The 19,647-nt window shown below is 70.8% G+C and carries 18 protein-coding genes; 8 read left to right on the top strand and 10 right to left on the bottom strand.

The genetic code is table 11. From position 1 onward, the window contains the following. Positions 1-36 precede the first annotated feature (36 nt). Positions 37-402, bottom strand: coding sequence for a transporter associated domain-containing protein (locus ACSRUE_RS34400; protein WP_441287287.1), 366 nt, complete (start codon positions 400-402; stop codon positions 37-39). Next, the gene (locus ACSRUE_RS34405; protein ID WP_441287288.1) at positions 342-1,019 is read right to left on the bottom strand and encodes a CNNM domain-containing protein; all 678 of its coding nucleotides are present in this window, start codon (positions 1,017-1,019) and stop codon (positions 342-344) included. The genes ACSRUE_RS34400 and ACSRUE_RS34405 overlap by 61 nt, the downstream gene beginning before the upstream one ends. A 211-nt stretch (positions 1,020-1,230) precedes the next feature. Here ACSRUE_RS34405 and ACSRUE_RS34410 point away from each other — a divergent pair, with 211 nt between their 5' ends. Then, positions 1,231-1,656, top strand: a complete 426-nt coding sequence (locus tag ACSRUE_RS34410) for a CBS domain-containing protein (RefSeq protein WP_441287289.1) — start codon at positions 1,231-1,233, stop codon at positions 1,654-1,656. A gap of 171 nt (positions 1,657-1,827) precedes the next feature. Here the strand turns inward: ACSRUE_RS34410 and ACSRUE_RS34415 are convergent, their stop codons facing one another. From ACSRUE_RS34415 to ACSRUE_RS34425, 3 genes are all read right to left on the bottom strand, one after another. Continuing rightward, the gene (locus ACSRUE_RS34415) at positions 1,828-2,385 is read right to left on the bottom strand and encodes an HPF/RaiA family ribosome-associated protein (RefSeq protein WP_441287290.1); all 558 of its coding nucleotides are present in this window, start codon (positions 2,383-2,385) and stop codon (positions 1,828-1,830) included. A gap of 149 nt (positions 2,386-2,534) precedes the next feature. After that, positions 2,535-2,666, bottom strand: coding sequence for a hypothetical protein (locus tag ACSRUE_RS34420; RefSeq protein WP_441287291.1), 132 nt, complete (start codon positions 2,664-2,666; stop codon positions 2,535-2,537). A gap of 125 nt (positions 2,667-2,791) precedes the next feature. After that, on the bottom strand, positions 2,792-3,550 hold the full coding sequence (locus tag ACSRUE_RS34425) for a BON domain-containing protein (RefSeq protein ID WP_441287292.1): 759 nt from the start codon (positions 3,548-3,550) through the stop codon (positions 2,792-2,794). 353 nt (positions 3,551-3,903) lie between these two features. Here ACSRUE_RS34425 and ACSRUE_RS34430 point away from each other — a divergent pair, with 353 nt between their 5' ends. The 3 genes from ACSRUE_RS34430 (at position 3,904) to ACSRUE_RS34440 (ending at position 7,804) form a co-directional block, all read left to right on the top strand. Beyond that, positions 3,904-5,133, top strand: a complete 1,230-nt coding sequence (locus tag ACSRUE_RS34430; RefSeq protein ID WP_441287293.1) for an RNA polymerase sigma factor RpoD/SigA — start codon at positions 3,904-3,906, stop codon at positions 5,131-5,133. A gap of 76 nt (positions 5,134-5,209) precedes the next feature. Then, complete coding sequence (locus tag ACSRUE_RS34435; protein WP_441287294.1) at positions 5,210-5,983, top strand: DUF72 domain-containing protein; 774 nt, start codon at positions 5,210-5,212, stop codon at positions 5,981-5,983. Between the two features lie 534 nt (positions 5,984-6,517). Next, positions 6,518-7,804, top strand: coding sequence for a glycoside hydrolase family 15 protein (locus ACSRUE_RS34440; RefSeq protein ID WP_441293160.1), 1,287 nt, complete (start codon positions 6,518-6,520; stop codon positions 7,802-7,804). 27 nt (positions 7,805-7,831) lie between these two features. On the opposite strand, the gene polX is transcribed toward ACSRUE_RS34440, so the two are convergent. Both polX and ligA read right to left on the bottom strand, forming a co-directional pair. After that, the gene (gene polX / locus ACSRUE_RS34445) at positions 7,832-9,583 is read right to left on the bottom strand and encodes a DNA polymerase/3'-5' exonuclease PolX (RefSeq protein WP_441287295.1); all 1,752 of its coding nucleotides are present in this window, start codon (positions 9,581-9,583) and stop codon (positions 7,832-7,834) included. A gap of 11 nt (positions 9,584-9,594) precedes the next feature. Beyond that, the gene (gene ligA, locus ACSRUE_RS34450; protein WP_441287296.1) at positions 9,595-11,655 is read right to left on the bottom strand and encodes an NAD-dependent DNA ligase LigA; all 2,061 of its coding nucleotides are present in this window, start codon (positions 11,653-11,655) and stop codon (positions 9,595-9,597) included. A gap of 201 nt (positions 11,656-11,856) precedes the next feature. Between ligA and ACSRUE_RS34455 the strand changes: the two genes are divergently transcribed. From ACSRUE_RS34455 to ACSRUE_RS34470, 4 genes are all read left to right on the top strand, one after another. After that, positions 11,857-12,288 carry an archease gene (locus ACSRUE_RS34455; RefSeq protein ID WP_441287297.1) on the top strand — a complete coding sequence of 144 codons (432 nt, stop codon included), beginning with the start codon at positions 11,857-11,859 and terminating at the stop codon, positions 12,286-12,288. Then, on the top strand, positions 12,254-13,723 hold the full coding sequence (locus ACSRUE_RS34460; RefSeq protein ID WP_441287298.1) for an RtcB family protein: 1,470 nt from the start codon (positions 12,254-12,256) through the stop codon (positions 13,721-13,723). Before ACSRUE_RS34455 ends, ACSRUE_RS34460 begins: the two co-directional genes overlap by 35 nt. A gap of 183 nt (positions 13,724-13,906) precedes the next feature. Next, positions 13,907-14,338: a CBS domain-containing protein gene (locus tag ACSRUE_RS34465; protein ID WP_441287299.1), complete on the top strand. Its 432-nt coding sequence runs from the start codon at positions 13,907-13,909 to the stop codon at positions 14,336-14,338. Positions 14,339-14,466: 128 nt separating this feature from the next. Continuing rightward, a complete protein-coding gene (locus ACSRUE_RS34470) occupies positions 14,467-15,504 on the top strand; it encodes a universal stress protein (protein WP_441287300.1) in 1,038 nt (345 codons plus the stop codon). Positions 15,505-15,615: 111 nt separating this feature from the next. On the opposite strand, the gene groL is transcribed toward ACSRUE_RS34470, so the two are convergent. The 3 genes from groL to ACSRUE_RS34485 all read right to left on the bottom strand — a co-directional run bounded on the left by groL (position 15,616) and on the right by ACSRUE_RS34485 (position 19,185). Further along, on the bottom strand, positions 15,616-17,238 hold the full coding sequence (groL, locus tag ACSRUE_RS34475; protein WP_441287301.1) for a chaperonin GroEL: 1,623 nt from the start codon (positions 17,236-17,238) through the stop codon (positions 15,616-15,618). Positions 17,239-17,401: 163 nt separating this feature from the next. Then, a complete protein-coding gene (locus ACSRUE_RS34480) occupies positions 17,402-18,274 on the bottom strand; it encodes a 2-oxo acid dehydrogenase subunit E2 (RefSeq protein WP_441287302.1) in 873 nt (290 codons plus the stop codon). Positions 18,275-18,642: 368 nt separating this feature from the next. Further along, positions 18,643-19,185 (bottom strand): hypothetical protein, encoded by a 543-nt coding sequence (locus ACSRUE_RS34485; protein WP_441287303.1) that lies wholly within the window; start codon positions 19,183-19,185, stop codon positions 18,643-18,645. Positions 19,186-19,647 lie beyond the last annotated feature (462 nt).

Raw genomic sequence — 19,647 nt, forward strand, 5'->3', positions numbered from 1 at the left:
CTTCGCCTCCGGACCGCGTGAGCGCGCTCGGCGACGTCACAGACGGCGAGGCTCCTCACCCTCCCGGGCGGAGTCGGTCGTCCTTCGCTCCTCCTGACCCTCGTGATCGAGCTCCTCGACGAGGATCTCGGCGATCCGACGGCCGTGGACGCGTTCGGCCGTGAACCTCAGGCTCTCGAGCTCCACCTGCTCCCCCTGGGCCGGCAGGTGACCGAGGACGCCGAGCATGAGGCCGCCCACCGTGTCCCACTCGGTCGTCGGCAGCTTCACGTCGAGCACCTCGCTCAGCTGGCCCACCGACGTGCGCGCGTTCACGCGATAGGCCTTCTCGCCGACGGGCTTCACGTTCGGCTCCTCGCGGTCGTACTCGTCGGCGATCTCGCCGACGATCTCCTCGAGCACATCCTCACCTCGCGGACCACGGTGTCGCCGAACTCGAAGATCGAGTGGATGAGCTGCTTCTCCTCTTCCTTGATGGCCTCCTCCTTCGACGCCACGTCGGCCATGGCTCGGATCTCTGCCTCGGTGACGAAAGGCCCCTCCTTGAGCCCCTTGCCGGGCAGGATGACGTTGGTGACGCGGATGAGCAGGCGCGCGACCGGCCCGAGCATGGCGCCCAGGGCGAGGACCATCGGCGCGAGGCGGAGCGCGATCCGGTCCGTGTGCTGCACGGCGAAGGTCTTGGGCATCGCCTCGGCGAGCACGAACAAGAGCACCGTCATGATCAGCGTGGCGACCAGGTCGCCGTAGCCGCCGAGGACCCGCAGCGCCACGGCGCCGGCGATGGTGCTGCCCGCGAGCTGGAAGAGCAGGGTGAGCAGGAGGACGACGTTCAGGTGAGGCGCTGGGTCGTCGACCAGCCTCGCCAGCGACGCCGCCCCGCGCCGGTCCTCCTCGCGCAGCCGGTAGGCGCGGATGCGGCTCATGCGCGTGATCACGACCTCGGCGGCCGCCATCAGCGCCGCCAGAAGGATCAGGACCGCCACCGCCCCGAGGCCCGCCCAGTCCGCGCTTGTCATCGCCAGCTTGCTCCGGATCGCGAGCGCCGCGCCGCCGCCGACGTTTCTTGGCGGCGGCGCGGCGTATCCGCAACTCGAGCGAGACGCAGCATGCGTGCGCGTCCTCCGGGAGCGACCAGCGGGGCCCGACGCAAAGGCAACGTCCGGAGGGGGGCGGGGCGGCTCATCGACGGATCGACCGGTCCGCGAGTTGCACCGAGCGTGGAGCGAGATGGCATTGCCCAGGATCCGCGCCGCCAAGCTCATGACCGAGACCCCCCGGACAGTGCGGGTCGACGACCCCATCGGCGAGGCGGTGGACGTGCTCCAGACGACGGACTTCCGCCACTTGCCGGTCGTCGACGAGCTGGGTGAGCTGGTCGGGATGCTCAGCGATCGCGACCTGCGCGCGCTATGGGTGCCCTACGCGGAGGACACCGCGGCGGCGGACGCAGCGCTGCAGAAGGCCCGCGTGCCGGTGTCCGTGATGATGAGCAGCAATGTCGTGAGCGCCGGTCCGGACGCGGACGTGACCGAGCTGATGGAGCTCATGGTCGACAACAAGATCGGCGCGGTCCCGGTCGTCGACGGAGAAGGTGTGTTGCTCGGCATCGTCAGCTATGTGGACGTCTTTCGCGGGATCCTCGGGGAGGCGTGACCCGTCTCCCATTGCTGCGGCGGCCGCCTCGGAGGCGAACCACGCGCGGCGTGCCCTTCACGACAACCATCGCCGTCGACCTCGCCAGTCGGCGGTTCCATCGTACCGGCAGCCGTTCGAGGCGCGGCTGCCGGCCGTGAATCGACGACGGACCCGAGCCGCAGGACGTCGTCAGCCTTTGCCGGCGATGAAGACCACGCTCGCCTGCGGCCCCTGCTCGCCCTCCTCCTCCACGAACCGCACCTGGGTGCCGACCGAGAGCCGGTTGAACCCGTGGCCGTGGACGCAATGGCCGTGGAAGTACACCTCGCGGCCGTCGGGCGTCTCGATGAAGCCGTACCCCCGGTCCGGGAAGAGCTTCGAGACCCGGCCGTGCGGCCGCTCCTCGTGGGCCTTCACGTCTCCCCGCTGCCGTCGCGCGTATTCCTCGAGCTCCCGGCGCACCTGGTCGAACGCTTCCCGGATCGCGATGTAGACGTCCTCGTGGAAGCGCTGCGGCGGCGGCTCGTACTGGCCGACGAGCTCGCCGCCAGGCACGGTCAGATCGACGCGCACGTGGTACACGGTGCCCGCCGTCCTCTCTCGGCGGTGCGACGCCTCGACGATCACGCGGCAGGACGTGATGCGCGGGTAGAACCTGTCGAGCTTCTCGATGCGCTCGAGCACCGCCGCCTCGATGGCGTCCGAGCGCTCCAGGTTACGAAACGTCACTTCTGGCGGGATGATCATGAGTCGCCCCCCTCGTCCAGGCCGCCGCCCGGGCGTCCGCTCGGTCTGGAAGGTGCTCCCGACCGTGCTTCGACCCTCAGCACTCCGGTCCGCACAGGCAACCGCTGTGCCCCGGCGCGACCTCCGGGGCCGCGGGGCATCGGCCGAGATCACGAGCGCTGCTGGCTCGCCGTCACCTCTTTTCGCACCGCCTCCCCGAGATCGTGGAGCTCCCGACCCAGGAGGTCGAGCAGATCGTCGGCCGAGAGCAGCCCGATGAGCTCCCCATCCGGCGAGACCACGAGCATCCTGCGCCCCCCGAGCTCTCGAGCGGCTCGAAGTGGTGCTCCGGCGCCTCGATGCGATCCTGGCCGAGCTGACACCGACACCGCAGAGCTTCGTCGGTACGCCCGCCTGTCTCAAGGGGTCATGAGGCGGCGACAGGCCTCCACCGCGCGGAGGGCACGTCCGGGGAGACCTCGATCTCGTTGCTCACGTCGTTCACGCCGAAGACGTACCAGGCGTCGTGCTCGGCGGTCCTGCGTTGCTCCTCGCTCGCCACGAGGCCTCGCAGCGTGACGCGCGAGCGCTCGGTGCTGACCCCGATCTCCGATGCGTCGAGGAGCGGCTCCTTCTCGAGGACGATGCGCACCGCGTCGGAGATCTCGTCGTCGTTGTCCTCCTCCGGGGCGTCGACCTCAAGCGCGTTCACCACGTCGCGGGTTCCTGGCGCCCACCAGCAGAGCACGCCGGCCAGGCGCTTGTGCGAGAGGCTGGGCACGGCCCCTTCGAGCCTCACGACCCCCTCATCGACGGCGACCTCGAGCGCGCCGCGCGACCGCGGCGGCTCGCGAACCACGTCGAGCGCGCCCCCACGGCGCCCCCGGACGGTGCACTCGTCGAACGTCGGCTCCGAGAGCAGGATATCCCGGATATGGCCGAGGACCTCGACGTCGCTCATGCCGACGCTCGGCTCGACGCGGAGCCGGTCGGCGACCCAGCGCACCTCGGGGAGCGCCGCGCCGCGCTCGAGCGCCCGCTTCTTCGCCGCAATATCCGGGAGCTCGCCCTCCATCGTGAGCACGCCGTCCAGATACTCGAGTCGGACCGGATATCGATGGAGGTCAAACCCGAGCCGGCCCAGCGCGGCGTGGGCCCTGCTCGTGACCGAGTCTGCGCCATCCATGTTTCGAGTCATGGTGCCGAGCAGCGGCGATGCACAGGCCACGCGACGGCCAAAGCCGCCCGCTGCGGTCGCCGCCGCACACCTCGCTCGCGCCCACCGCGCCGGGGCCTTCCGCGAGGCGCTCACGTGGTTATCATGCATCACGGCGTAGAGCGTCGGGCGACAGAGCGCCCGCGCACGCTCCGCCGCAATCGCCACACGTTGCGCACGACGCTGCGCATGCGCGCCAATTACCCACGATGAGACAGACCGCTTCCATTTTCGACACCGACAACAGTGCTATCCGACCTGAAGAGCTCAGCGAGCCGCGCCGGCGCACCCCTGCCGCGCCGCGCTCCCGGTGGCCCCTGGGCGTGGCCCGGCCGCGCCGCGGCGTGACGCCCGGGCGCGAGGGCGCGAGCCGCTATCTCGGCGGCTTCGGCGCGCGCCCCGCCCTGACGCGCGAGGAAGAGATCGCGCTCGCCCGCCGCATCGAGGAGGGGGAGGCAGCCATCCTGCGCGCGCTGGTGGGCTCGCCCGTCGCGCTCCGGGAGCTCGCCAGGATCGGCGAGGAGCTCACGGCGCACAAGCTGCGCGCGCGCTACGTCCTCCGCGCCGCCGACGAGGAGGAAGCCGCCGCCGATCCGATCGAGGCCTCGCTCGTCGCGCTGCTCGAGCGCGCCGGCACGCTCGCCGAGGCGCTCGAGGCCGGCCGGTCGCGGCGGCGTGATCGCGACGCGCTCGCCTCCGGGCTCGAGCGCGCCCGGCTGCACCGCCGCGTCCTCGACCGCGTCGTCGACGCCCTCCGGGCGGCCCCGGCGCAGGACGGGGCCGCGCGCGCCACCATCGAGGCGGTCCAGGAGGGCCGGCGGACAGCCGATCTCGCCAGGGCCGAGCTGGTCGCGTCGTGCCTCCCGCTCGTGGCCAGGTTCGCGACCAGGTACCCGCACACGGGCCTGTCGCTCCACGACCTCATCCAGGAGGGCAACATCGGCCTCCTCCGCGCGGCCGACAAGTTCGACTTCCGCCGCGGAGTCCGGTTCTCCACCTACGCCACGTGGTGGATCAAGCAGCAGATCGCGCGCGCGATCTCCGATCAGGCGCAGACCATCCGCGTGCCGGTGCACATGGTGGAGAGCCGCCGGAAGCTCCTCCGCGCGCGGCGCGCGCTCGTCCAGGAGCACGGACGCGAGCCCGAGGGCGATGAGCTGCTCGAGCGGACCGGCTTCTCCCAGGCGAAGATCGAGCTCGCCCTCGGGCTCGCGCCCGCGCCGCTCAGCCTCGACGCCCCCGCCGGTGAGGACCGCGAGGCGTGCCTCGGCGACTTCGTCCCCGACCCGAGCGCGCCGGCCCCTGACGAGCAGGTCGCCGAGGGCCGGATGCGCGCGCAGGCGATGCGGCTGCTCGGCGAGCTCACGCCGCGAGAGCAGGACGTGCTCCGGCGCCGGTTCGGGCTCGACGGCGCGCCCGAGCTCACCCTCGCGGAGATCGGCGCGTCGATGTCGCTGTCGCGCGAGCGCATCCGCCAGATCGAGGCGGACGCGCTGCGCAAGCTCAAGGCCAGGTCGAAGCAGGCGAAGCTCGGCAGCTACCTCGCCCAGTGAGGCTCGGGGCGCGTGGCCCCCTGGGCGGAGGGCGGGTCGAGGGCGGCCGCCTCCGTGCCCATGGCTCTTGCTTGTCATGCCGGTGCTCGTGGGCACGTCGGGGTGGCAGTACCCCCATTGGCGAGGGCGCTTCTACCCCGAGCGCCTGAGCGCTTCGCGCTGGCTCGAGCACTATGCCCAGCGCTTCCAGGCCGTCGAGGTGAACGCCGCGTTCTACCGGCTCCCCGAGGCCTCGACATGTGAAGACTGGGCCGCCCGCACGCCCGAGGATTTCGTGATGGCGGTCAAGATGAGCCGCTTCCTCACGCACATGCGTCGACTCCGCGCGCCGGCCGAGCCGGTGGCGCGGTTCCTCGATCGCGTGCGCCACCTGGGCAGCAAGCTCGGCCCGGTGCTGCTGCAGCTCCCGCCCCGGATGAAGGCCGACGCGGGGAGGCTCGCGGCCGCCCTCGACTGCTTCCCGCGGTGCGTCCGCGTGGCCGTCGAGCCCCGGGACGCCTCGTGGTTCACCGAGGAGATATCGACGCTGCTCTCCGCGCATGACGCCGCGCTGTGCATCGCTGACAGCCCGTGGTTCAAGACACCCTTCCACCGCACGGCGACGTGGGCCTACCTGAGATTCCACGCGGGGTGCGCCACGCCGAGCCCGTGCTACGGCGGGGCCGCCCTCCGCGCCGCGGCCGAGCGGCTCGCCTCCACGTGGGGCCCGGGCGCAGACGCCTATGTCTTCTTCAACAACGACGGCGCCGGATGCGCCGTGCGCGATGCCATCGTGTTCGCGCGTGCGGCGGAGCGAGCTGGGCTGACGGCGACCAGGGTGCCCCCGCGGCGCGAGGTGCGGGTGGGGTGAGGCACGGCACGGCGCGGGTCGTGCTCAACATTGCCCGGAGAGAGTTCACATGAAGGCGGGAAGGCGGGAAGATCATTGATCTTTTCTTCCCGCCTTCCCGTCTTCATGTTCAATTTTGAGCACGACCCTCCGCGGACCCCAGGAGGCCGCCGGCCAAGCCCAGCTCTTGCAATGCTCGGGAACGATGGCTCCTCCCGGATCACCCTTCGGATCATGGTGGATTGACCGGTTCGAGGCCGGGCGCAGCGAGATCGCCTCCGTGCGAGGTGGATAGGACACCGATCCCGTTGACCAAGCGAGAAATGAACCGCCGAGACACCAAGGACGCCAAGATAGCTCTCCGTTCTTGGCGTACTCGGTGCGCTTGGCGGTCCGAGGTCCTGCGCTTTTCATGCGGTTTCAAGCCGCTTGCAGCTCCAGGAGATCGACGTGAAAGCACAGGACCTGCGAAAATGGCTCCAGCAGGACACGGAGCGCGCCAAGGAGCTCTTGTTGAAGAATGTATCGCCTCCGGGATCCATCCGAGGAGCCATCGTGGCTTCCCCGTCTCGATCGAACCCGAACTACTATTTCCACTGGGTTCGGGACTCTGGCATCGCGGTGAAGGCCATCCTCTCCCTGTACCAGTCGGCGACGCAGCCCGCGGCCCGGCAACGGTATTTCGACCTGCTGATGGACTTCGCGGATTTTTCCAGGCACATTCAGCGGACTGCCACGCAAAGCCCCGCCGGGCTGGGTGAGCCGAAGTTCACGATAGACGGAGAGCCCTACTCGGGGCCATGGGGACGTCCGCAGCACGACGGACCTGCCATTCGAGCCATCGAGCTCACTCGTCTGGCCTTCGTCCTTCTGAGCGAGGGCAAGCGGGAGCTGGTGCGTGAAAAGCTCTACGACGCGAAGCTGCCGACCGACTCGGTGATCAAGACGGACCTGGAATACATCTCGCACCACTGGCGCGAGCCCTGCTTCGATCTCTGGGAAGAGGTGTGGGGACACCATTTCTTCACGCGGCTCCTGGAGCGGACGGCGCTCATCGAGGGGGCCGCGCTCGCGATGAAGCTCGAGGATGCCGGCGCGGCCCGCTGGTATCTCGAGCAGTCGCGAGCGCTGGGCGATGAATTGCTCTTGCACTGGGATCCCGGGCGCAATCACCTCGTCGCGACCCGTGAGCTGGACGGACGGCCGAGCCCTCGGAGCGGCCTGGACAGCTCGGTCGTCGCCGCGACGTTGGGCGGATATGCCACGGAAGAAGACCTCCACCCCGAAGGGGGTTGTGTTTACCCAGTGGACCAGGAGCAGGTGCTCGCGACGGCCGCGGCGCTGGAGAGTACCTTCGAGGCCATGTACCCGATCAACGATCCGTCGAGGCGTATCGAGGGGACTGCCATCGGCCGCTACCCGGAAGACCGCTACGACGGATATCGCGGGGATTCGCTCGGTAACCCGTGGCCAAGTCTCACGATCGCCTTCGCGGCGTATTACTACAAGCTGGCCGAACGCTACCTGAGGCTGGAGAGGGCCGTCCTCACCTCCACGAGCCTGCCGTTCTTCCAGAGGCTGCCGCTGGAAGACGCGCGCTTCCGCCCAGGCGAGGAGCTCCGCCTCGGCGACCCGCGCTTCGACGAGGTCGTCTTTGCGCTCCGGCGCAAAGGGGACGCGTTCCTGGGTCGAGTGCATCACCACATCAATCCCGGAGGATCGCTGTCAGAGCAGATGAATCGATTCACCGGTCATCAACAAGGGGCTCCCGATCTGAGCATGAACTACGCCGCTTATCTGCTCGCAGCTGGGATGAGCGGGCATCTGCCGTCTTCTCGCTGAGCCGCGAATCGCCCACGATGAGGGCGCTCATCCAGCCGATGACAGCGAGGCGTCGCGCCTGCGCCGGCCGATGAGCTCGAGAAACTCCGCGCGAGGCGCGGTGTTCGCGATGTCCGCCCCGGCGCACCAGCCCCGCCGCGCCTGATCGATCCCGTGGCGCATGAAGTCGAGCTCCCCCACGGCGTGCGCGTCGGTGGCGACCACGAGCTTCGCGCCGGCCTCGCGCGCGAGGCGGATGTGGACGTCGCAGAGGTCCAGGCGCTCGGGCTGCGCGTTGATCTCGAGCAGCACGCCGAGCTCGCGCGCGGCGCGCGCGATCCGCGCGACGTCCAGCGCGTACGGCTCGCGCTTGCCGAGGAGGCGCCCGGTCGGGTGGCCGAGGGCCGTGACGAACGGGCTCTCGAGCGCGCGGAGGACGCGGCGCGTCATCGCGGGCTCCGGCATCGTGAGCTTCGAGTGCACGCTGGCGACGACGTAATCGAGCGCCGCCAGCGCCGCGTCGTCGAGGTCGAGCGACCCGTCCTCGAGGATGTCGACCTCGGCGCCGTGCAGGATCGCGATCCCGCCGATCGTCCGGCGGAGCCTGTCGACGGCCCTCGCCTGCTCGCGGAGCCCGCGGGCGTCGAGCCCGCGCGCCACGCGGACCGCCTGCGTGTGATCGGTGATCGCCACGTAGTCGTACCCGCGCGCCTTGCACGCCCTGACCATCGCCTCGAGCGAGTCGCGCCCGTCGGTGGTCGTCGTGTGCACGTGCAGGTCACCCCGGATGGCGCCGACCTCGACGAGCTCGGGCAGCCGGCGCTCGCGCGCGGCCTCGATCTCGCCGGCGTCCTCGCGCAGCTCGGGCGGGATCCAGGGCAATCCGACCGCGCGAAAGACGTCCGCCTCCGCCCGCCCCGCGATCCGCCGATCGTCCCGGAAGATCCCGTATTCGTTGATCTTGAGCCCGCGGTTCACGCCCAGCGTGCGGACGGCGATGTTGTGGGCCTTCGAGCCCGTGAAGTAATGGAGGGCCGCGCCGTAGGACTCCGGCGGCACGACGCGGAGGTCGATCTGGAGCCCGGACCGCAGCACGACCGAGCACTTCGTCGCGCCGTGGGCGAGCACCTGCTTGATGTCCGGGTACGCCATCAGGCGCGACGCGACGGGCTCGCCCTGCCTCGCGGACACGAGGATGTCGACGTCGCCCACCGTCTCCTTGCGGCGCCGGAGGCTGCCAGCCACCTCGACGGCCAGGGCCCCGCGCGCCGCCCGGAGGTGCTTGAGCAGCGGCGCGACCTGCGCCTCGGCGTCCGCGAGCCGCACGCGCCCGGCGGTCGCCCGACGCTTCACGCAGCCGTCGAGGATCGTCGCTGCGAGCTTCTCGCCGAAGCCGCGCACCTCGAGGAGGCGACCCGACCGCGCGGCCTGCTCGAGCTCGTCCGCCGTCTCGACGCCGAGCCTCTCGTACAGCAGCCGCGCGCGCTTCGGCCCGAGCGACGGGATCCGCATCATCTCGACGAGGCTCTCGGGGGTCTTCGCCGCCAGCTGCTTCAGCAGCGGCAGCTCGCCGGTCTCGAGGAGCTCGACGATCTTGCCCGCGAGATCCTTGCCGATTCCAGGCAGCCCGGTGAGCGCGCCCGCGCCCTCGCGCTCCACGAGCCCGGCCACGGGCTCACCGAGCGCCGCCAGCGTGCGCGCCGCGGTGCGGTAGGCCCGCACGCGGAACGGGCTCTCGTCCTGGATCTCGAGCAGATCCGCCACTTCCTCGAAGATGCGCGCGATGTCGACGTTCTCCATGCGCCCCCCGTTCACGCCTGGACGAGCTTCCGGAACTCGCCCTCCGTCAGCAGGGCGACGCCGAGCGCCCTTGCCTTCTGGAGCTTTTCGCCGGGGCTCTCGCCCAGCACGACGTAGTCCGTCGACGCTCCGACGCTTCCGGACGCGCGTCCGCCGGCGCGGCGGACGAGCTCCTCGGCCTCGGGGCGCGTCATCGACGGGAGCGCGCCGGTGAACACCACGGTCTTTCCGGCGAGCGGGCTGGCCGCTGCGGCGGGCGCGGCGCCCGCGCGGCGGGGCCGGTGCGCCGGACGGACCCCGCGCTCGAGGCAGCGCGCGATGACCCGCCGGTGCCGGGGGCGCCCCAGGAAGCCGGCGATGTCGGCCGCGACGTTCGGTCCGATCCCCTCGACCTGCTGCAGCGCGCGCTCGTCGGCCGCCATCACCGCCTCGATCGATCCGAAATGATCGGCGAGATCCTGCGCCGTGCGCTCGCCGACGCCGGGTATGCCGAGCGCGTGCAGGAAGCGCCACAGCTCGGTCCGCTTCGCGCGCTCGATGGCGCGCACCAGGTTCTGCGCGGATCGGGCCCCGAAGCGCGGGAGCCGGAGCAGGTCCTGCTCCTTCACCGCGAAGAGGTCGGCGACGCTCTCGACGAGGCCGCCCTCGATCAGGGCCGCCACGGTCTCTCGCCCGAGGCCGCGGATGTCGAGCGCGCTGCGCGAAGCGAAGTGGCAGATCGACCGCTCCAGCTGGGCACGGCAAGCCAGGCCGGCAGGGCACCGATCGAGCGGCCCGTCCTGCTCCACGACCGCCCCGCACGCAGGGCACCGCGCCGGCATCGCGAACGGCGGGCCCCGCCGCTCGCCCGCCCGGGGAATGCGCTCGATCACCTCGGGGATGACATCTCCGGCGCGGATCACGCGCACGGTATCGCCGACCCGCAGGTCCTTGCGCCGGAGCTCCTCGCGGTTGTGGAGCGTCGCGCGCGCCACGGTGACGCCGCCGATCGAGATGGGCGCGAGCACCGCGACCGGCGTGAGCACGCCCGTGCGGCCGACCTGGACCACGATGTCCTCGATCGTCGTCGCCTCGCGCCGCGGCGCGAACTTGAACGCGAGCGCCCAGCGCGGGTGACGCGCCGTCGTGCCGAGGCGCTCGCGCGCGAGGAGGTCGTCGAGCTTGACGACGATGCCGTCGACCTCGACGCCGAGCGCGTCGCGGCGCAGGTCCATCTCGCGGTGGTACCGGAGGATCTCCTCGTCGCTCTCGACCTGGCGGTTATGCGGGCTGACGCGGAGGCCCCACCCGCGGAGGGCCTCCAGCCGCTCCCAGTGCCTCGTGAGCGCCGGGCCGCCCGCCATGGCCAGCACATCGTAGAAGACGATCTCGAGCGGACGCGCGGCGGTGACGCGCGGATCGAGCTGCCGGAGCGACCCCGCGGCGGCGTTGCGCGCGTTGGCGAACAGCGGCTTTCCCTCCCTCGCCAGCTGCTCGTTGAGGCGGCGGAAGGCGGCCGTGGCCATGAGCACCTCGCCGCGCACGGACAGCCGCTCCGGAGGCGGCCGTCCGTCATCGACGAGCCGGAGGGGCACGGAGCGGATCGTCTTCACGTTGGCGGTGACGTCCTCGCCGCGCTCGCCATCCCCCCGCGTCCCGGCGCGGACGAGCGCGCCGCGCTCGTACACCACCTCGATCGACGCCCCGTCGAGCTTCGGCTCTGCCACGAACGTGGGCCGGCCCTGGCCGAGCGCCTGGCGAAGGCGGTCGATGAAGCGCCGCACGTCCTCCTCGTGGACCACCGAGTCGAGGCTGAGCATCGGCGCCAGGTGGCGGACCTCGGGGAACGCCGGCAGCGGGGCTCCGGCCACGCGCTGCGTCGGCGAGTCCGGGGTCACGAGGTCCGGATAGAGCCCTTCCAGCCGCTTCAGCTCGTCGAGCCGGCGATCGTACTCGGCGTCCGGGATGACCGGGCGATCGAGCACATAATAGAGGTGGTCGTGGACCCGGATCTCGCGGCGCAACGCCTCGATCCGACGGCGCGTGTCCTCGCGCGGTTGGCGCGTAACCCCGGCTGGCAATGCCGTGCTCATGCGTCGGATCCCTTCCAGCCAGCCGGCGGCGCGCTCGATCGCTCTCGCCGCCGCGCCGTTCGCCGTTCACGGAGGCAGGCGGTGTGCCACGAGGCCGGCCCGCGCGGCCGCTGCGCCCTGTCCGTTCGCCCTCATGCCGACGCCACCACCTTGTCGGCGCGGTCGGCGCGACCATGCTCCTCGTGAGGAGGTGATCTGCCCGTGCCGCCGCATCCGACCTCTGCTGCCTCGCACGCCTTCGAGGAGCACACGGGCGAGCTCCGCCTCCGCGTCGACGCTCCCGCGCTCGCGGAGCTCTTCGCCGAGGCCGGCCGCGCGCTCGCCCGGATCGCGTGCGGCGATCGGCCGCCGCCCCCGCCCGAGGACGAAGCCCAGCCGGTCAGCCTGCGATCGCGCGATCGAGCGGCCCTGCTCGTCGACTGGCTGAACGACCTCATCTTCCGCACCGAGGTCGAGGGCAGGGTCTTCAGCGAGTTCCGCTTCACGCGCCTCACCGATCGCGATCTCGACGCCTGGATCCGCGGCGCGCGAGCGCCGGAGGCGCGGGCGCTGGTCAAGGCCGCGACCCTGCACGATCTCGAGATCACGGAGACCTCTCATGGCATATCCGCAACCGTCGTCCTCGACGTCTGAGGCGCCCGCCCGCGGCGTCCCGCTCACGCGGCTCGGCCCCTTCGAGTACGAGATACCGACCTCCTACCGCCGCGACATGCGCGTCCCCGCGCGCGTCTTCGCGGATCCGGAGCAGCTCGCGGCGATCGAGCGCGACCGGAGCCTCGAGCAGCTCGTCAACGTCACCACCCTCCCCGGCATCGTCGGCGCCGCGCTGGGCATGCCGGACATGCACGAGGGGTATGGCTTCCCCGTGGGCGGCGTCGCCGCGACGCTCCTGCCCGACGGGGTGATCTCGCCCGGCGGGATCGGCTTCGATATCAACTGCGGTGTCCGCTTGCTCGTATCACGCATCGACCAGGCGACGATCGCGCCGCACCTCGAGGCGGTCGTGCACGAGCTGAGCCGCAGCGTGCCCACGGGCGCGGGGCGCGGCGGCCCGCTGATGCTGTCGGACGACGAGCTCGATCGGCTGCTCGACGAGGGCGTGCCCTGGCTCATCCGCGCGCACGGCCTCGGTCGGCCCGAAGATCTCGAGGTCATCGAGGCAGGCGGCTGCCTGCCAGGGGCCGACGCGGCGCACGTCTCCTCGCGCGCCAAGCAGCGCGGCCGCGGTCAGCTCGGCTCGCTCGGCAGCGGCAACCACTTCCTCGAGGTCCAGGTGGTCGAGGAGATCTTCGACGAGGCCGCGGCGGCGCGGCTCGGCCTCGCGAGCGGCCGCGTCGCCGTGCTGATCCACACCGGCTCGCGCGGCCTCGGCCACCAGGTGTGCACCGACCACGTGCGCCTGATGGACGAGGCGGCCGGGCGCCTCGGGATCGAGCTTCCGGACCGCCAGCTCGCCTGCGCGCCGCTGTCCTCGCCGGAGGGCCGCCGCTACTTCGCGGCCATGTGCGCCGCGGCGAACTTCGGCTTCGCCAACCGGCAGGTCATCGCCGAGACGGCGCGGCGCGTGTTCGCGCGCGTCGTGGGCGACGGGGAGCTCGCCCTCGTCTACGACGTCGCCCACAACACGGCGAAGATCGAGCGCGCCGCCGGCCGCGAGGTCTGCGTCCACAGGAAGGGCGCGACGCGCGCGCTCGGCCCCTCGAGCGCCGAGATCCCGGCGCGCTACCGGGGGCTCGGCCAGCCCGTGTTCATCCCCGGCAGCATGGGGACGGCCTCGTTCGTCCTCGTGGGCACGGACGCGTCGGCGGCGGTGTCGTTCAGCAGCACCTGCCACGGCGCGGGCAGGACCATGAGCCGCGGCGCGGCGAAGCGCCAGGTGACGGGCCACGAGCTGCGCAAGGAGCTCGAGCGGCGCGGCATCGTGGTCCGCTGCCCCTCGAACGCCGAGCTCGCGGAGGAGGCGCCCGTCGCCTACAAGGACGTCGAGCGCGTCGTCGAGGTCGTCCACCGCGCGGGCATCGCGCGGAAGGTGGCGCGGCTCCGGCCGATGGGCGTGGTGAAGGGGTGAGGCTGGGCGCGCCCGCGCGGCAGCGAGCCGATCTCGACAGGCGGAGTCGTCGATGGGGCGCCGGGCGCGCCACACGACGAGAGACGCCCGGGACCGCCTTCGGCTGCGCGGTTCCGAGCTCCTCCGGCGGCGCGGCTCATCGCGGGATCGGCTGGTCCGCGAGTTGCACCGAGCGCGGAGGAGATGCCGTTACCCAAGATCTGCGCCGCCGAGCTCATGACCGAGAACCCCCGGACCGTGCGGGTCGACGACCCCATCGGCGAGGCGGTGGAGGTGCTCCAGACGATGGACTTCCGCCACGTGCCGGTCGTCGACGAGCAGGGTGAGCTGGTCGGGATGCTCAGCGATCGCGACCTGCGCGCGCTCCAGTTGCCCTATTCGGAGGACGCCGCGGTCGTCGACAGGGCGCTGCGGAAGGCCCGCGCGCCGGTGTCCACGATCATGAGCGGCAATGTCGTGAGCGCCAGTCCGGACGCGAACGTGACCGAGCTCATGGAGCTCATGCTCGACAACAAGATCGGCGCGCTCCCCGTCGTCGACGGAGAAGGTGCCCTGGTCGGCATCGTCAGCTATGTGGACGTCTTTCGCGGGCTCCTCGAGGACGAGGAGGAGTGACCCGTCGTCTCCTTGGCGCGCAGGACGCGCACAGAGAGCGCGAGGTGCGGGTGGGGTGAGGCCGGGCACGGCGATTGCTGCGATCGGTGGATACGACGCGCACAGCGCCGGTCCCACGGCGATGGGACATGGACCAGCAGGGGGGCAGCAGCATGCAGCCTGTGCAGCGGATCCTGGCCACCACGGATCTCTCGGAGCTCTCGAGCGCGGCAGTGAGGGTTGCCCTGGAACAAGCGCGCTCCTGGGGCGCCGAGCTCCGGATCCTCCACGTCGCAGCGTCCGCGCAAGCGCAGCCGAACGCGGCAGAGGCGCTGCGCCATTTCGCCGCGGAGCTCGGCAACGGGGTTCGCATCGTCCCGCTCGTCCGGGTGGGATCTGCCGCGGAGGAGATCGTCAGGTGTGCTGAGGAAGACGACGTCCAGCTGATCGTGATGGGCTGCCACGGGCGCACCGGCACCACGGCCGTGCTGCTGGGCAGCGTCGCCGAGCGCGTCGCGCGGACCGCGAGCCGCCCCGTGCTGATGGTGCCCCCGGAGAAGGAAGCCCGCGGGACCGCGGTGATCATGGGACCGCCGCCGTACGCCTCGCGGTCTCGCTGCCTGCGCTGCGGCGTGCGCTCGGAGTACCAGTTCTGCGCCGCGTGCCGCGCCCACTTCCGCATGCTCGAGGTGCCCGCAGGAGGGGGGCCTGCGGAGGGTCCTGCGGCGGGCACCCTCAGCGCGGAGCGGATCGAGGCGCTCCTCGAGCGCGGCGCCTTCGGCCGGCTGGGCTGCCACGCCGAAGGACGAACGTACGTCGTGCCGATGGGCTACGCGTACGAGAAAGGCCGCCTTTACCTGCGCTCGGCGGAAGGCACGAAGGTCCGGATGATGCGTATCAATCCGGAGGTCTGCTTCCAGGTCGATCACATCCAGAGCCTCGCCGACTGGGAGAGCGTCATCGTGTTCGGGGTGTTCCGCGAGCTCACGGCGCACGAGGCGGTCGAAGGCCGACAGCGCATCCACGCGCGGCTGGCGTCCCTCCTCGCCGAGGAGGACGCCTGGCCCCACCCGTCCGAGACGTCCGCCGACGACACGCTTGGCCACCGGGCCTACGTGGGGGCGCGGGGCGCGGTCGTCGGTTGCATCGAGCCCGTGGAGAAGACGGGGCGCTATCAGATGCGCTGAACCTCGGCGGTCGAGGCGACCGCCGGCCGCGCACGTTCTCGAGCAGCTCGCGGTTTTTCGAGAGCTCAGGTGGACGAGATCGCCTGATGGCCGATGAGCCCGGCGCGCCGCTCATTCGAGCGGCGGCGCGGCCGCCCGATCCTTCGCCGCCGGCTCGGGCACATCGGTCAACGTCGCCTCCGTCAAGAGCAGCACGCTCGCCACCGACACGGCGTTCTCGAGCGCGACGCGCACCACCTTGGTCGGGTCGATGATGCCCGACTCGACGAGATCGACGTACGCGCCGCGCGCCGCGTCGAACCCGAGATTGCCGCTGCCGGCGCGCATCCGCTCGACGACGACGCCGGCGTCGACGCCGGAGTTGTCCGCGATCTGCCGCGTCGGGGCCTCGAGCGCGCGGCGCAGGATGCGCACGCCGGTGCGCTCGTCGCCGTCGCAGCGCTGCTCCTCGTGCTCCACCGCGACGCCCGCGCGCAGGAGCGCGAGCCCCGCGCCGGGCACGACGCCCTCGGCCACCGCCGCCTTGGTCGCGCTGATCGCGTCCTCGAACGCCTCTTTCCGGGACTTCATCTCCGTTTCGGACGGCGCCCCGACCCGGACGACCGCCACGCCCCCGACGAGCTTCGCCAGGCGCTCCTCGAGCTTCTCGCGATCGTAGTCGCTCTTCGTCTCTCTCCTCAGCCGCCGGAGCAGCTCCACCCTCGTCTGGATGGCGTGAGGGTCGCCGGCGCCGCCGATGATCGTCGTGCTCTCCTGCTTCACGACGACCCGCGCCGCCCGCCCGAGCTGGTCCCGCGTCACGTGCTCCAGCTTCACCCCTGCTTCCTCGGCGATCACCTCTCCCCCGGTCAGGATCGCGATGTCCTCGAGCATCGCCTTGCGCCGGTCTCCGAAGCCGGGCGCCTTGACCGCGACGCACGCGAGCGTCCCGCGCAGCTTGTTCACGACGAGCGTGGCCAGCGCGTCGCCCTCGACCTCCTCCGCGATGAGCAGGAAGCTCTGCCCCTCTTTCGCGACCTGCTCGAGCAGGGGGAGCAGGTCTTTCATGACGCCGATCCGCTTCTCGTGGATCAGGATGAGCGGCTCCTCCAGCACGCACTCCATGCGCTCCGGGTCGGTCACGAAATACGGCGAGAGATACCCGCGGTCGAACTGCATGCCTTGCACCACCTCGACCGCCGTCTCTGTCCCCTTCGCCTCCTCGACGCTGATGACGCCCTCCCCCCCGACCTTCTCCACGGCGTCGCCGACGAGCTCGCCGATGGCTGCGTCGTTGTGCGCCGCGACCGTGGCGACCTGGATCTTCTCCTGGCGGCTCTGCACGGGGCGGGAGAGCGACCGCACCGCGTCGACGGCCGCGTGGAGTCCCCGTTCGATGCCGCGCTTGAGGTCGATCGCGCTCGCGCCCGCGGCGATGTTGCGGAGCCCCTCCGCGTAGATCGCGTGAGCCAGGAGGGTGGAGGTCGTCGTGCCGTCGCCGACCGCGTCGCCCGTGCGCTCGGCCGCCTCGCGGATGATCTGCACGCCGACGTCCTCTTCCGGGTCCTTGAGGCTCAGCTCCTTGGCGATCGAGACACCATCGTTGCACACGGTGGGGCGCCCCCACGCGCGCCCGATGAGCACGCTCTTCGACTTCGGGCCGAGCGTCACGCGGACCGCGTCGGCGAGCGCCGTGGCGCCGCGCAGGACCTTCTCGCGAGCAGCGGCGTGGAGAAGGAGTTGCTTGTGGGGCATCGCGGAAGACCTCCTGGACGAGCGCGGCCGACCTTCTGTGGCCGCCCTCCAGGATGCAACCTCAGGGCCTGCTCTGTCGGGTGCCGGTCGCGCGCTCCGATCGTCGTCTCCCGAGAGATCGGCGGCTCGCCTGCGCCCGCGGCGCCGGCGGCCGTGATGTGTGTCAGCGAGAAGCGGAAATCTCGGCGTCCAGCGGGTCGAAGCAGCGGAACGGGTCCTCCAGCATCTCGCGCACGGTGCGCGCCAGCACGCTCGCGTGGAAGCCGTCGATGAAGCGGTGATCGAACGTGGCGCTCACGCGCATCACCTTGCCGGGCACCACCTTGCCGTCCTCGACCACCGGCTCGTCGCTCACCACGCCCGGGACCACGAGGACCGGCGTCCGCGTATAGGGCACGAGCGGCACATAGGCGTTCTCCAGGCCCAGCGAGCCGACGTTGGTCACCGTGAGCGCGCCGAACGGATCGCGCGGAAGCCCCAGCTTCGACAGGTCCAGGTTGAGCGTGTACATCACGAACGAGAGCAGGCGCAGGAAGACGTTCATGAAGAGGAACGGGATGTGCCGGATCGTTCGCTTCGTCTCTTCCACCGCCCTGTCGCGCCGCTGGCGCGCGCGCTCGATCGTCCGGTCCAGCTCGTCGACGATCTGCACCAGGCTCTTCTCATGGGCCCGCTCGATCGTGGTCACGGTGAGATCCACCTCGCCGTCGATGCCGGCCGCCTGCACGACCAGCACCGAGACGGTGACGCCGCGCCGGAGGTAGATCCTGTTCCAGCGCAAGATCGCGTTGGCGTCGGGGCAGCGGCGCAGCGCCTCGGCGCAGGCCTTGGCGACCAGGTGTGTCACCGTGAGCCGGCGGCCGGTGCTGAGACGGAACGCCTTGATGTAGTCGAGCGCGCGATCCATGCGCAGGGTGAGCGTGCCGTACACCGAGGGATCGTAGGCGGTGCGCCAGGTGCCGATGGCCAGCTTGCGGAAGCTGGAGATCTCCTGTTTGGGCACGAGATCGAGGTTGGGCATGATCCACCCGGCCATGGCCCGCCCCGCCGCTGCATGGTTCGGGCCACCGAGGCCTGCGCCGCCGCCGCCCTCTCCGGAGGTCTCCGGCGGAGGACGCGCATCGTCGCCGCACGCGGTGAGTGCGAGCCCTATCGCGGCGAGCAGGGCGAGGCGAGGTGCGCCCTGCGCTCCGCCCGAAGCAACCTTTTTCTGGGCCCCTCTGAGCCTGCGAGATGTGGTGGATACCCTCCGTTCCACGGTGTGCCGTTCTTGGGGATGGTTCGCCTGGCGAGACGACAGCGCGGGATCTCGCCGCGACGCAGCGCCCGCACCGGCAGGGCGAGGCCGCGCAGGCGACCTCGTCTTGGCGGCCCACGGACGGCTCCGTAGTATCTGTCCACACGCTACCGTGGCTGACCTGCCAGCAGGCCGATGATGGGGAACGACAGCAGGACCGAGAAGGAAATTCCCATCGTCCAGCGCATCCATCTCTTCTGCGGATGTTGGACCCAGGCTGACAGCAGCAGCGACAGAGACAGGGACTGCAGGAGGACCTCTGGAAGACCCCTGAGGTGGACCCATGTCGGCAACGTTGAATAGACCATCCCCTCGATGGAGCCCGGAGCCGGTCCGAACGTGCCGAGGATGCCTATCACCACCAGGGCGATCCACATCACCAGCCATCCGTTCTTCTTCCCGAAGAACGGCTCGCGCAGCAGATAGAAGACCCCCCCGAACATCGCTCCCCGGATAGGTTGAAACAGCGGTCCCGCCATCACCCAGGGATCGCTCGTCGGCCGCATCAGGAGGTTCAGGCTCGACTCTGCGAAGAACCGTGTATAATCGAGCAGCGAAGACGCCAGGAGACCCACGATCGTGTAGGTGACAGAGTGGGTCACGGCCGTCTTGACCACGATCTCGAGAAGCGTTGGTCGAACTTGGCTCACGACGTGCTCCCTGTAGGACGAGGTGGATGCGCTGTGCATCATTATTGCAGGATTGCAGGGCACGTGCCAGCGATTGCCCCGACCACGTCGAGCCACCTGACCCGAGCCGGCCGGAGCACGCAAGCCTTGGATCGGTGCCCACCTACAGGCCCGGGCAACCCGCGGGGACCTACCGCCGGGCTTCGCCGAGATCTGGCACGGTGGCGTCGTCGAGGGGCCGCAGCGGCGGTAACGGGCAGCGAACGCGCAGTTCTTGCGCCGACACGAACGACACGCGTATACGAAGTGTCGGGTTCGTCGACTTTCACCTCTATGAATCGGATGGAAGCACGGCAAGGGTGCGGAGGGCATGAGGAGAGCGCCGTGGTCCCAGGTCGTGTTGTGATTGGCTATGGCACGGAGGCGACCGATGTGGCCAGGTTGGCCTGCAGAGACAAGGAGAACGATAGTGAGCTCGTTCTC

Origin of the sequence: Sorangium sp. KYC3313 (assembly GCF_052075895.1) — a bacterium.
Taxonomy (GTDB): Bacteria; Myxococcota_A; Polyangia; order Polyangiales; family Polyangiaceae; genus Sorangium; species Sorangium cellulosum_B.

Bases quoted from the DNA above. Each gene is read 5' to 3' on its own strand.
- ACSRUE_RS34405 (WP_441287288.1), bottom strand. From the start codon at position 1,019: ATGACAAGCGCGGACTGGGCGGGCCTCGGGGCGGTGGCGGTCCTGATC.
- ACSRUE_RS34410 (WP_441287289.1), top strand. From the start codon at position 1,231: ATGGCATTGCCCAGGATCCGCGCCGCCAAGCTCATGACCGAGACCCCC.
- ACSRUE_RS34415 (WP_441287290.1), bottom strand. From the start codon at position 2,385: ATGATCATCCCGCCAGAAGTGACGTTTCGTAACCTGGAGCGCTCGGAC.
- ACSRUE_RS34425 (WP_441287292.1), bottom strand. From the start codon at position 3,550: ATGGATGGCGCAGACTCGGTCACGAGCAGGGCCCACGCCGCGCTGGGC.
- ACSRUE_RS34435 (WP_441287294.1), top strand. From the start codon at position 5,210: ATGCCGGTGCTCGTGGGCACGTCGGGGTGGCAGTACCCCCATTGGCGA.
- polX (WP_441287295.1), bottom strand. From the start codon at position 9,583: ATGGAGAACGTCGACATCGCGCGCATCTTCGAGGAAGTGGCGGATCTG.
- ligA (WP_441287296.1), bottom strand. From the start codon at position 11,655: ATGAGCACGGCATTGCCAGCCGGGGTTACGCGCCAACCGCGCGAGGAC.
- ACSRUE_RS34460 (WP_441287298.1), top strand. From the start codon at position 12,254: ATGGCATATCCGCAACCGTCGTCCTCGACGTCTGAGGCGCCCGCCCGC.
- ACSRUE_RS34465 (WP_441287299.1), top strand. From the start codon at position 13,907: ATGCCGTTACCCAAGATCTGCGCCGCCGAGCTCATGACCGAGAACCCC.
- ACSRUE_RS34470 (WP_441287300.1), top strand. From the start codon at position 14,467: ATGGACCAGCAGGGGGGCAGCAGCATGCAGCCTGTGCAGCGGATCCTG.
- groL (WP_441287301.1), bottom strand. From the start codon at position 17,238: ATGCCCCACAAGCAACTCCTTCTCCACGCCGCTGCTCGCGAGAAGGTC.
- ACSRUE_RS34480 (WP_441287302.1), bottom strand. From the start codon at position 18,274: ATGGCCGGGTGGATCATGCCCAACCTCGATCTCGTGCCCAAACAGGAG.